Consider the following 10,731-nt stretch of genomic DNA (forward strand, 5'->3'; position numbering starts at 1 on the left):
GGGGGGGGGGCGGGGGCGGGGCGGGCGGGGATCCCCGTCGTGCAGACCTTCCACGCCCTCGGCTCGGTCAAGCGCCGCCACCAGGGCGCCGCCGACACCTCGCCGCCGCAGCGGATCGAGCTCGAGCGCGCGCTGTGCCGGAACGTCACCCACGTCGTCGCCACCTGCACCGACGAGGTGTTCGAGCTGCGCCGGCTGGGCCTGGCCTCCGACCGCGCCTCGATCGTGCCGTGCGGGGTGGACACCGCGGTGTTCACCCCGAAGGGTTCGGTCGCCCCGCGCACCCCCGGCCGGCAGCGGCTGCTGGTGCTCGGCCGGCTCGTCGAGCGCAAGGGGCAGGACGACGCGGTGCGGGCGCTGGCCGCGGTACCGGACGCCGAGCTCGTGGTCGTCGGCGGGCCGCCCGCCGGCCGGCTGGACGCCGACCCGGAGGTGCGCCGGCTGCGCGCGGTCGCCGCGGAGGCCGGCGTCGCCGACCGGCTGGTGTTCACCGGCGCGGTGGCGCGGGCCGACGTCCCGGCGTGGGTCCGCTCGGCCGACGTCGTCCTGGCCGTGCCCTGGTACGAGCCGTTCGGCATCACGCCCCTGGAGGCCATGGCCTGCGGTCGGCCGGTGGTCGCCACCGCCGTGGGCGGGCTGCAGGACTCGGTCACCGACGGCGTCACCGGCGACCTCGTCCCGCCGCGGGACCCCGAGCGGCTCGGCGCGGTGCTCGCCGCGCTGCTGGGCGACGACGCGCGACGGGCCGCCTACGGCGCGGCCGGGGTCCGGCGTGCCCGCACCCGCTACCGGTGGGCCCGCGTCGTCGCCGACACCGAGAACGTGTACCGGCAGGTCCTCGACGGACCCCGTCGGACCGAGGAGAGCGAGACGAGCCCCGTGGAGGTCGCCCGATGAGTGTTGCTCCCCATTCCGCGAGCGAGGTGGTCTCCCCGGATGGCTGCACCCACCTCACCGGCGCCGACCACGTGGCGTCGCTGCGCGCCGCGCTGGGGTCGCTCAACGGGCAGCTCGACGCCCTGGACCGCTGGGGGCGGCTGATCGCCGACGTGCTGTGCGGCGAGTCGCGGGGGCGGCTGCTGGCCGCCGGCAACGGGGGCAGCGCGGCCCAGGCGCAGCACCTCACCGCCGAGCTCGTGGGCCGCTACCGGGCCGACCGGCCGCCGTTCTCGGCCATCTGCCTGACCGCGGAGACCTCGTCGCTCACGGCCATCGCCAACGACTACCCCGGTGACGAGCTGTTCGCCCGCCAGGTCGAGGCGCACGGCCGGGCCGGCGACGTGCTGGTGCTGCTGTCCACGTCGGGCCGCTCGCCGAACGCGGTCGCCGCCGCCCGCCGCGCGCGCGAGTGCGGCATCACCGTGCTGGCGATGACCGGCCCGGCGCCGAACCCGCTGGCCGCGGCCGCCGACGACGCGGTCTGCATCGACTCCCCGTGGACGGCCACCGTGCAGGAGTGCCACCTGGTCGCGCTGCACCTCGTGTGCGCGTCCTTCGACGCCGCCGTGCTCGCCGAGCCGGCGCGGGTGCCGCAGAGCCGGCTCGGGGTCGCCCGGTGAGTCGGGTGGGTGGGGGAGCGATCGTCGTCGTCGGCGACGCGCTGCTCGACGTCGACCTGGTCGGGACGGCGTCCCGGCTCACCCCGGACGCACCGGTGCCGGTCGTCGAGGACGTCGACACCCGCGAGCGCCCCGGCGGCGCGGCCCTGGCCGCGGTCGTCGCGGCCCGGTCCACCGCCCGGGAGGTCGTGCTCGTCACCCCCATGGCGTCCGACGAGGGCGCCGACCGGCTGCGGGCGCTGCTGGCCGGCCGCGTGCGCCTGGTCGAGATCCCGGCGACCGGCGGAACGGCGGTGAAGCGCCGGGTCCGCGTGGGCGACCACTCGGTGGTGCGGATCGACAGCGGCTCCCCGGTGGCAGGCCTCGGCCCGCTGCCGGCCGAGGCGGCGCAGGTCCTCCGGGAGGCCGCCGCGGTCCTGGTGGCCGACTACGGCCGGGGGACGACGGCGGCGGCCGACGTCCGGGCCGCCCTGGCCGAGGCCGGGGGGCCGGTCGTGTGGGACCCGCACCCGCGCGGCGCCGACCCGGTGCCCTCGGTCCGCCTGGTGACGCCGAACGGCGCCGAGGCGGCCCGCGTGGCCGCGGCCGTCGGCGTGCCGGCCGACGGCGAGGGGCTGGCGGCCGTCGGCGCCCGCGCCGAGGCGCTGATCCGGCACTGGGGGGTCGGCGCGGTCGCGGTGACCCTCGGCGCCCGCGGCGCGCTGCTCTCCTACGGCGAGGGCGCGCCGATGGTGGTGCCGGCGGTGCCGGTGACCGGCGGCGACCCGTGCGGCGCCGGGGACTCCTTCGCCGCGGCCGCGGCCCTCGCCCTGGCCGACGGGGCGGTGACCGGCGAGGCGGTGGCCACCGCGGTGGCGTCCGCCGGGGCCTTCGTCGCGGGCGGAGGGGCCTCGGCGTGGGACGCCGCGCCGGAGCCCGCGCCGAACACCGTCGCCGAGCCCGGCGTCGACGGCGTCATCGCCCGCGTGCGCGCGGCCGGCGGCACCGTGGTGGCCACCGGCGGGTGCTTCGACCTGCTGCACCCGGGCCACGTCGCCACCCTGCGCGCGGCCCGTGGCCTGGGCGACTGCCTCGTCGTGTGCATCAACTCCGACGAGTCGGTGCGCCGGCTGAAGGGCCCGTCGCGCCCCCTGGTGACCGCCGCCGACCGCGCCCGCGTGCTCGAGGCGCTGGAGTTCGTCGACGCCGTCGTCGTCTTCGAGGAGGACACCCCGGCCGAGGTCATCGACCGGCTGCGCCCGGACGTGTGGGCCAAGGGGGGCGACTACGCCGGTGCCGACCTGCCCGAGGCGGCGGTGCTGCGGCGCTGGGGCGGGCAGGCCGTCGTCCTGCCCTACCTCGACGGGCACTCCACGACCGCCCTGGTCGAGCGCTCCCGGGTGTGACGGCGGCCGAAGTGGCCATATCGGCCCCTGGGTGGGAAGGGTCCCGGTCCTCGTGACGGGCCAAGATGGCCACTTTGGCCCTCCGGTCGCGGTCGTGCTGCGGCCGCTGGGGCTGGGGGACCTCCTCACCGGCATCCCGGCGATCCGGGCGGTGCGGGCCGCCGTGCCCGGGCACCGCCTGGTGCTCGCGACGACGACCGCGCTCGAGCCGCTCGCCGGACTGGTCGACGCCGTCGACGAGGTGCTGCCCGCCCGCGAGCTCGAGCCGCTGGACTGGCCCGGCCCGCCCCCCGAGCTCGCCGTCGACCTGCACGGCAAGGGCCCGGCCTCGCACGTCGTCGTCGCCGACCTGCACCCGGACCGGCTGCTCACCTTCGCCAGCCCCGGCTACCCCGGCCCGACCTGGCACCCCGACGAGCACGAGGTCCACCGCTGGTGCCGGCTGGTGTCCGAGGGCCTGGGCGTGGCCGCCGACCCCGACGCGCTCGACCTCGCCGTGCCGTCGGTGCCGGCCCCGGCGCCGGCGGGCGTGGCGCTCGTGCACCCCGGCGCAGCCTTCCCCGGACGGCGCTGGCCGCCGGACCGCTTCGCCGCGGTCGCCCGGCACCTGGCGGCGGCCGGCCTGGACGTGCGGGTCACCGGCGGTCCGGCCGAGGTCCCGCTGGCCCGCGCGGTCGCCGAGGCGGCCGGGCTCCCGGACGACGCCGTGCTGGCCGGCCGGACGTCGACCCTGGAGCTGGCCGCGGTCGTCGCCGGGGCGAGCGTCGTGGTCAGCGGCGACACCGGGATGGCGCACCTGGGGACGGCCTACCGGCGCCCGTCGGTGGTGCTGTTCGGGCCGGTGTCCCCGGCGTTGTGGGGCCCGCCGCCGCGGGCCGCGCGGGGCGGAGGGGCACTGCACGTCGTCCTCTGGCACGGGGACGGCACCGGCGACCCGTGGGGCACCGAACTCGACCCCGCCCTGGCGCAGGTGACCGTCGACGAGGTCACCGCCGCGCTCGACGACCTCCTGGCCCGGGCCTGCGACGAGCTGCCCGCCCGACCCTGACCTGGTCCGCGGGAGCTCGTGCTCTGCCCACCCTGGTGGGCAGAGCACGACCACCTCTCAGCACCGTCGTGCTCTGCGAGCGCGGTGCACGCAGAGCACGAGCACCGCTGGGGGAGTAGTGTCGCGGCGCGGTCCGGAGGACCGCGATGTCACAGGGTCACCGCCGGCGCAGGGCGTCGAACAGGACCGTCTGCAGGTCGGCCGGGTCGACGGCGGAGTACGCCTCGCCCTCGGTGACCTCAGCGACCTCCTCCAGGGCGTCGAGGTCGGCGTCCGGGCCGAGGGCCACGCCGATCACCTTGACCGGCCGCTCCGGGTCGGCCTCGTCGCGCAGCGTCTCCAGCAGGGCGTCGAGCTCCGTCCCGTCGTCGTCGTTGGTGCCGTCGGTGACCATCAGCACGCTGTTCACCGCGGTCGGGTCGAAGTCCGCCCGCGCCGCGCGGACCGCGTCCAGCGTGGTGTCGTACAGGCCGGTGCCGCCGGGGCTGAGCCGGTCGGGGATCGTGTCGAGCTGCTCGTCGAGCAGGTCGCGCTGGGTCTCGCCGTCGACCTCGCTGTCCAGGGCGCGGGTCGGGACGAGCTCCGACCAGTCCTGGTCGCCCTCCAGCTCGTTGGCGAAGACCCACAGCCCGAGCGCGAAGTTGCCCGGCACCAGGGCCAGCGTGCTCTGGGCGGCGTCCCGGGCGAGCGTGGCGCGGGTGCCGTCGCCGGCCGGGGCCTCCATCGACGTCGACACGTCGAAGACCGTCAGGATCCGCGACGGCGCCGCCAGCTCGGCCAGCTGCGCCAGCAGCGCCTGCACCTCGCCGGGGTCGAGCAGGAGCGCCTCGGGCGCCTCCTCCCGGGTGCCGGTCGCCTCGCCGGCCTGCGGCGGAGCCGCGCCGTCGGGGTCGCGGAAGCCGGCCTCCCGGACGGCGGTGCGCGCCGCGTCGGAGGTCAGCGCCGACACGGCCGCCTCCACCGCCGCCGCATTGGCGCCGGAGCCCGAGCCCACCCGCACGACCGGGTAGTCCAGCGACGGCGAGCCCTCGCTCGGGTAGACCGCGACCAGCGACGGCTCCTCGACGCCGGTGTTGGTGGCGTACACGTCCTGCTCGCTGACCGGCACCAGCGGCGCGTCTGGATCGTCCGCCCCGGCGGCCTCCAGCGCGTCGGCCGGCGAGGCCGACGGCCCGCGCTCCGCGGCCAGCACTGCCTGGACCACGGCGTTGTCGGCGTCCGCCCCGCCGCCGAGTGCGGCCCGGACGGCGCCCAGCGCGGCCAGCCCCTCGGCGCTGCCGGCCAGGTCCGGCACGGCGACCCCCTGGTCACTGGCCAGTGCCTGGCCCCAGCCGGGCGCCGACTCGTCCCAGCCCAGCTCCGCGACGGCGGCACGGCTGGTCGCCAGCACGACCGGCGAGGTGGCCATCGAGCCCACCGCCTCCAGCGGGGCCTCGCCCGCGCGGGCCGGCCACAGCGAGGAGTCGGGCACCCAGAGGTGCGGCAGGTCGGCGCCCTCCAGCGCGCTCAGCTCGCCGAGCGTCTGCACCGGTTCCTGCGCGGTCACCTCAGCCCCTGCGCAGTCGCCGTCCCCCAGGCCCTCGGCGTCGGCCAGGACCCGGGCGGCGACCGAGGCCACCTCCGGGGCCACGGCCACGCGGACGACGCCGGACCGGTCGCAGTCCGCCTCGCCGGCCCCGACGACCCACCAGGTGATGCCGCCCGCGACGAGCACGACGAGCGCCACGGCGGCGGCGATGAGCAGTTGCGGGGTGACGGCGACGCCGCGGCGGCCGGCAGACGTGTCGGCGTGGCGGCCCATGCGTGCAGCTCCCCCGTCGGTCGGTGAGGGGCTCGGCGTCGGCGACCCCCGCGACCGCCCCTGCTCACAGACTAGATGCGTCCGGTGACGGAGGGGTGCCGGGCGACCGGCTCACCCGGCGGCGGCCACGGGCGCCGTCTGCTGCTCGGCGAACCAGGCCACCGTGCGCCGCAGCCCCTCCTCCGACGGCACCGTCGGCCGCCAGCCCAGCAGCCGCTCGGCGCGGGTGGTGTCGGGCCGGCGCACCTTGGGGTCGTCCACCGGCAGGTCGATGAACTCGATGGGGGAAGCCGACCCGGTCAGCTCCCGGATCCACTCGGCCAGGCGGAGCATCGACAGCTCGTCGGGGTTGCCGATGTTGACCGGCCCCGCCTCCGCGGAGAAGGCCATCGCGAGGATGCCGCGCACCGTGTCGTCGACGTAGCAGATCGACCGCGTCTGCGAGCCGTCCCCGGCGACGGTGAGCGGGCGGCCGGAGAGCGCCTGCCCGACGAACGCGGGGATGGCGCGGCCGTCGTCCGGGCGCATCCGCGGACCGTAGGTGTTGAAGATCCGCACGATGCCGGTGTCGGTGCCCTTCGACGTCCGGTACGCGGTGGTCATCGCCTCGCTGAACCGCTTGGCCTCGTCGTAGACCCCGCGCGGGCCGACCGGGTTGACGTTGCCCCAGTAGTCCTCGTCCTGCGGGTGCTGCAGCGGGTCGCCGTACACCTCGGAGGTCGACGCGAGGACGTACCGAGCGCCCTTCTCGTGGGCGAGCCCGAGGGTGTGCAGGGTGCCGAGGCTGCCCACCTTGAGCGTCTCGATGGGCATCCTCAGGTAGTCCAGCGGGCTGGCCGGCGAGGCGAAGTGCAGCACCAGGTCGACGGGGCCGGGGACGTGCACGTAGTCGGTCACGTCGCACCGGACCAGACGGAAGCCCGGGTGCTCCATGAGGTGGGCGACGTTCTGCGGGGAGCCGGTGAGGAAGTTGTCCAGGCAGACGACCTCGACGTCGCGCTCGAGCAACTGCTCGCACAGGTGGGAGCCGAGGAACCCGGCCCCGCCGGTGACCACCGCCCGCCGGATCGTCCTCGCCGCGTGCACCACGTCTGCTCCCCTCGCCTCGGGCGCGCCCGAGCGCGCCGAGGCGCGGCATACCCGGAGATCGCCGGGACACACTTCACCGTCTAAGTGTTCGCCCGGTGGTGGCCTCTCTGCAGGGTCCCGCCGCGAGCCTGCGACCGGTGGAGGGCAGGGGGGTCCTCCTCCTACTGCAGGTAGCCCTCGACCTGCTGCTCGGGGCGGGGGTGCGCCTCGTCGGGGTCCTCGCCGTACTGCCGCTTGGCCCGGCGCTGGCGCAGCAGGTCCCAGCACTGGTCCAGCTGGGCCTCGAGCTCGTCCATCCGGGCCCGCTGCTCGGCGGTGTGCTCGCCGTTCTCGCGCAGCTGGTGCTCCTCGTCGACCAGGGCGTGGATGCGGCTGAGCAGATCCTTCTCGTCCATGTCGCCTCCCTGCCCGCTGCGGCAGCGGGCGTAACTAGTGCTGTTCCGGCGTCCAGCCCTCCAGGAAGGCCGCCAGCCGTCCGGTCACCGCTCCGCCGGCGCGGCCGAGCGCCAACAGCGCCGTCCGGTCCAGCGGCACGCGGACGTCCCGCCGTCCGGCCGGCGCGCCCGCGCGGACGGCGTGCCCGGCGGCGACCAGCTCCGGCCAGGGGCGGGCCAGCTGGGCCTGCACCCTGGCCAGCGCGGCCGCCGTCGGCCCGGCGTTGCCCTCGACCATCGCCGTGACGAACGCCGGGTCGCTGGCGATCACCCGGGTGCCGTCGCGGAAACTGCCGGCGGCCAGGGCCAGCGCCAGCGGGCCCGCCTCCCCGGCCGCGGCGGCCAGTGCCGCGGCGAGCAGGTGGGGCACGTGGCTGATCGCGGCCACCGCCTCGTCGTGCTCCGCTGCGGTCACCGGGACCACCTCGGCCCCCACCGCGAGGGCCACCTCCGCCACCCGCAGCCATCGCGGCAGCTCGGTGCCCGGCTCCAGGCAGACCGCCCAGCGGGCGCCGGCGAACAGGTCGGGGTCGGTGGCGGCGTGCCCGGACCGCTCCGTGCCGCACATCGGGTGGCCGCCGACGTAGCGGCCGCCGAGGGCCGCGCCCAGCTGTTCGAGCACCGGGACCTTCACCGAGCCCAGGTCGGTGACCGTCGCGTCGGGCGCCACGGTGAGCCCCTCCAGCGCGCGGGTCATGGCCGGCAACGGGACGGCGAGGACGACGATCCCTGCCAACTCCCGGCCGATCCGCACCCCCCGGGCGGCGGCGGCCTCGCGGGCGGCGGGGTCGACGTCCCACCCGGTGACGGGGCGGCCCGCCGCGACGAGGGCCGCGGCCAGCGAGCCGCCGAGCTGGCCGAGGCCGACGACGCCGACCGGCGGGGCAGGCATCGTCGGCACGGGGAACGGGGTCGTCACGCCGTCCCCCAGGGGCGCCCGGTCCGGAACACCCGCGCCAGCGCGGTGGCGACCAGCCGGCCGTCCTGCGCGCGGGCGTCGATGCGGTAGACCGCGGTGCGGCTGCTGCGGTGCACCTCGATCCCCTCGGCCACCAGCCGGTCACCCGGCCGGCCCGGCGCCAGGAACTCGGTGTGCACGTCCTGCGCGACGGCGACCGTCCCGTGACTGTTGCTCACCGCCGCGTGGACGACGTCGAGCAGGGCCATCGTCGCGCCGCCGTGCGCGGTGCCGACGGCGTTGAGCAGCTCGGGGCCGACGGTCATGGCGGCGCGGGCGTACCCGGGGCGCACCTGCTCGAGCTCGATCCCCAGGTGCCCGGCCAGCGGGTCGGCCGCCAGCCGGGCGAAGAGGGCGGGGTCGACGTCGGCGCCGTCGTCCGGCGCGGGATCGGCCATGATCAGAGGCTATGGCCTACGCGTTCCTCCCTCCCCACGCGCCATGACGCCGCGCTCGTTCCTCCTCACCCCGGAGCTCAGCGACTACGTCCGCGCCACCTCCGAACCGCCGGACGAGGTGGCCGCCGATCTCCTGGCCGAGACCGCCGCCCTGGCCGACCGGGGCGAGGTGCCGCCGACGTTCCAGATCGCCGCCGAGCAGGGCACGTTCATGCAGCTGCTCACCGGCGCGCTCGGCGTCCGCCGGGCGATCGAGATCGGCACCTTCACCGGCTTCTCCGCGCTGTGCATCGCCCGAGGGCTGCCCGCCGACGGATCGCTCCTCTGCCTGGACCGCAGCGAGGAGTGGACGGCGATCGCGCGGCGGTACTGGGCGCGGGCGGGGCTCGCCGACCGGATCGAGCTGCGACTCGGCGACGCGCACGAGTCGCTGCGCGCGCTGCCGGCCGAGCCGGCCTTCGACCTCGCCTTCGTCGACGCGGACAAGACCGGCTACGCCGCCTACGTCGACGGCCTGTACCCGCGGCTGACCGACAACGGGGTCGTGCTGCTCGACAACACCCTCGCCAGTGGCCGGGTGCTCGACCCGCAGACCGACGACGAGCGGGCGATCGCCGAGCTCAACGCCGCGCTGGCCGCCGACCCGCGCTGGGAGACCGTGCTCCTGCCGCTCTCCGACGGGCTGACCATGCTGCGCAAGCGATGAGCGACGAACCGCGGTCCAGCTGGGCGGTGCGGGTGAGCCGGCCCGACGGGCGCTGGCGGGTGCAGCTGCTGGCCTCCGACGCGGCCGACGAGCTGCCGGTGCTGGAGCAGGCGCTGGGCGAGCCGGGCGCGGAGGGGTGGCCGGGGCCGTTCGTGGTCGTCGTCGACTCGCGGCTGTACTTCGTCGTCCTCCGGCACGGGCCGGGCGGGATGGTCCGGGCGCTGATCTCCGACGCGACCATGCAGGAGTGGGTGCTCGCCGCCGAGGTGGTGGAGCGCTACGGCATCGCCGTCGACGCCGACGGCGCCTTCGACGACGACGAGACCGGCTGGCCCGGCGGTGACCTGGACGTGTTCGCCGACGACGGGTTCCCGGCCGAGCAGCTGCGCCCGATCGTGACCGCCGACGACCTCTGGGCCGACGAGATGGTCGCCGCCGTCGCGGCGCGGCTCGGGTTCGCCGACGAGCTCGCCGCGGCGGTGGCCCCGTGAGCGAGCCCGTCGGACGGGGCGGGCGCCGCGTGTCCGCCGTCGTCTTCGACCTGGGCGGGGTGATCACCGAGAGCCCCATGCCGGTCTTCGCCGCCTACGAGGCCGAGGCCGGGCTGCCCGAGGGGCTGATCCGGCGGCTGAACAGCACCGACCCCGACACCAACGCCTGGGCCCGGTACGAGCGCAACGAGCTCGACGCCGCCGGCTTCATCGACGCCTTCGAGGCCGAGGCGCTGGCCGCCGGGCACCGCCTCGACGCCCGGCGCGTGCTCGCCGCCCTGGCCGGGGAGCTGCGCCCGGCGATGGTCGCGGCCGTGACGAGGCTCCGGGACGCCGGGCTGGCCTTGGCGCTGCTGTCGAACAACGTCGCCCCGATGGAGCGCACCGGGCGGCTCGGTGAGCTGCTGGCCCTGTTCGACGCGGTGGTGGAGTCCTCGCTGGAGGGCGTGCGCAAGCCCGAGCCGGAGATCTACCGCCGCGCGCTGGCCCGGCTGTCGGAGGCCGTCGGCCGCGCGATCGAGCCCGCGGACTGCGCCTACCTCGACGACCTCGGCATCAACCTCAAGCCCGCCCGGACGATGGGGATGCACACGATCAAGGTCGTGGAGCCGGCCGCCGCGCTGGCGGAGCTCTCCGACGTCGTCGGCCTCGACCTCGTGACCGCGGCGGGACCGTGACCGTGCCCGGAGCGCACCTGTCTCCTCGAGGAGTCGTGGGGGGGGGGGGGGGGGGGGGGGGGGGGGGGGGGGGGGGGGGGGGGGGGGGGGGGGGGGCGGGGGGGGGGGGGGGGGGGGGGGGGGGGGGGGGTGGGGGGGGGGGGCGGCGGGGGGGTTGGGGGGGTCGGGGTGTAGGGGGTGCGGGC

The 10,731-nt window shown here is 77.2% G+C and carries 12 protein-coding genes; 7 read left to right on the forward strand and 5 right to left on the reverse strand.

The genetic code is table 11. From position 1 onward, the window contains the following. The 4 genes from ACI782_RS25670 to ACI782_RS25685 form a co-directional block, all read left to right on the forward strand. Window positions 1-897: glycosyltransferase (locus ACI782_RS25670; protein WP_456912945.1), on the forward strand; the 897-nt coding region annotated here is incomplete at its 5' end. Next, window positions 894-1,559, forward strand: a complete 666-nt coding sequence (locus tag ACI782_RS25675) for a D-sedoheptulose-7-phosphate isomerase (RefSeq protein ID WP_456912946.1) — start codon at window positions 894-896, stop codon at window positions 1,557-1,559. The genes ACI782_RS25670 and ACI782_RS25675, both read left to right, overlap by 4 nt. Before the next feature lie 5 nt (window positions 1,560-1,564). Beyond that, window positions 1,565-2,944, forward strand: coding sequence for a D-glycero-beta-D-manno-heptose 1-phosphate adenylyltransferase (gene rfaE2 / locus ACI782_RS25680; RefSeq protein WP_456912947.1), 1,380 nt, complete (start codon window positions 1,565-1,567; stop codon window positions 2,942-2,944). 94 nt (window positions 2,945-3,038) lie between these two features. Beyond that, on the forward strand, window positions 3,039-3,992 hold the full coding sequence (locus tag ACI782_RS25685; protein ID WP_456912948.1) for a glycosyltransferase family 9 protein: 954 nt from the start codon (window positions 3,039-3,041) through the stop codon (window positions 3,990-3,992). 157 nt (window positions 3,993-4,149) lie between these two features. On the opposite strand, the gene ACI782_RS25690 is transcribed toward ACI782_RS25685, so the two are convergent. The 5 genes from ACI782_RS25690 to ACI782_RS25710 form a co-directional block, all read right to left on the reverse strand. After that, window positions 4,150-5,793, reverse strand: coding sequence for a VWA domain-containing protein (locus ACI782_RS25690; RefSeq protein WP_456912949.1), 1,644 nt, complete (start codon window positions 5,791-5,793; stop codon window positions 4,150-4,152). A gap of 111 nt (window positions 5,794-5,904) precedes the next feature. Then, window positions 5,905-6,882, reverse strand: a complete 978-nt coding sequence (locus tag ACI782_RS25695) for a UDP-glucuronic acid decarboxylase family protein (protein ID WP_456912950.1) — start codon at window positions 6,880-6,882, stop codon at window positions 5,905-5,907. A 161-nt stretch (window positions 6,883-7,043) separates the two neighbouring features. Then, entirely contained in the window at window positions 7,044-7,277 is a 234-nt protein-coding gene (locus tag ACI782_RS25700) for a DUF2630 family protein (protein WP_456912951.1), read from the reverse strand. 34 nt (window positions 7,278-7,311) lie between these two features. Then, on the reverse strand, window positions 7,312-8,235 hold the full coding sequence (locus ACI782_RS25705) for a prephenate dehydrogenase/arogenate dehydrogenase family protein (RefSeq protein ID WP_456912952.1): 924 nt from the start codon (window positions 8,233-8,235) through the stop codon (window positions 7,312-7,314). After that, window positions 8,232-8,672 carry a PaaI family thioesterase gene (locus tag ACI782_RS25710; RefSeq protein ID WP_456912953.1) on the reverse strand — a complete coding sequence of 147 codons (441 nt, stop codon included), beginning with the start codon at window positions 8,670-8,672 and terminating at the stop codon, window positions 8,232-8,234. Before ACI782_RS25710 ends, ACI782_RS25705 begins: the two co-directional genes overlap by 4 nt. A 43-nt stretch (window positions 8,673-8,715) precedes the next feature. On the opposite strand from ACI782_RS25710, the gene ACI782_RS25715 reads away from it, so the two are divergent. From ACI782_RS25715 to ACI782_RS25725, 3 genes are read left to right on the forward strand one after another with little or no spacing between them, the layout of a single operon-like run. Beyond that, window positions 8,716-9,378, forward strand: a complete 663-nt coding sequence (locus tag ACI782_RS25715) for an O-methyltransferase (protein WP_456912954.1) — start codon at window positions 8,716-8,718, stop codon at window positions 9,376-9,378. Continuing rightward, complete coding sequence (locus tag ACI782_RS25720; RefSeq protein ID WP_456912955.1) at window positions 9,375-9,869, forward strand: tRNA adenosine deaminase-associated protein; 495 nt, start codon at window positions 9,375-9,377, stop codon at window positions 9,867-9,869. Before ACI782_RS25715 ends, ACI782_RS25720 begins: the two co-directional genes overlap by 4 nt. Further along, a complete protein-coding gene (locus ACI782_RS25725) occupies window positions 9,866-10,546 on the forward strand; it encodes an HAD-IA family hydrolase (RefSeq protein WP_456912956.1) in 681 nt (226 codons plus the stop codon). The genes ACI782_RS25720 and ACI782_RS25725 overlap by 4 nt, the downstream gene beginning before the upstream one ends. Window positions 10,547-10,731 lie beyond the last annotated feature (185 nt).

This window comes from Geodermatophilus sp. SYSU D00703 (assembly GCF_054050155.1).

Bases quoted from the DNA above. Each gene is read 5' to 3' on its own strand.
- ACI782_RS25715 (WP_456912954.1), top strand. From the start codon at position 8,716: ATGACGCCGCGCTCGTTCCTCCTCACCCCGGAGCTCAGCGACTACGTC.
- ACI782_RS25690 (WP_456912949.1), bottom strand. From the start codon at position 5,793: ATGGGCCGCCACGCCGACACGTCTGCCGGCCGCCGCGGCGTCGCCGTC.
- ACI782_RS25700 (WP_456912951.1), bottom strand. From the start codon at position 7,277: ATGGACGAGAAGGATCTGCTCAGCCGCATCCACGCCCTGGTCGACGAG.
- ACI782_RS25675 (WP_456912946.1), top strand. From the start codon at position 894: ATGAGTGTTGCTCCCCATTCCGCGAGCGAGGTGGTCTCCCCGGATGGC.
- ACI782_RS25720 (WP_456912955.1), top strand. From the start codon at position 9,375: ATGAGCGACGAACCGCGGTCCAGCTGGGCGGTGCGGGTGAGCCGGCCC.
- ACI782_RS25710 (WP_456912953.1), bottom strand. From the start codon at position 8,672: ATGGCCGATCCCGCGCCGGACGACGGCGCCGACGTCGACCCCGCCCTC.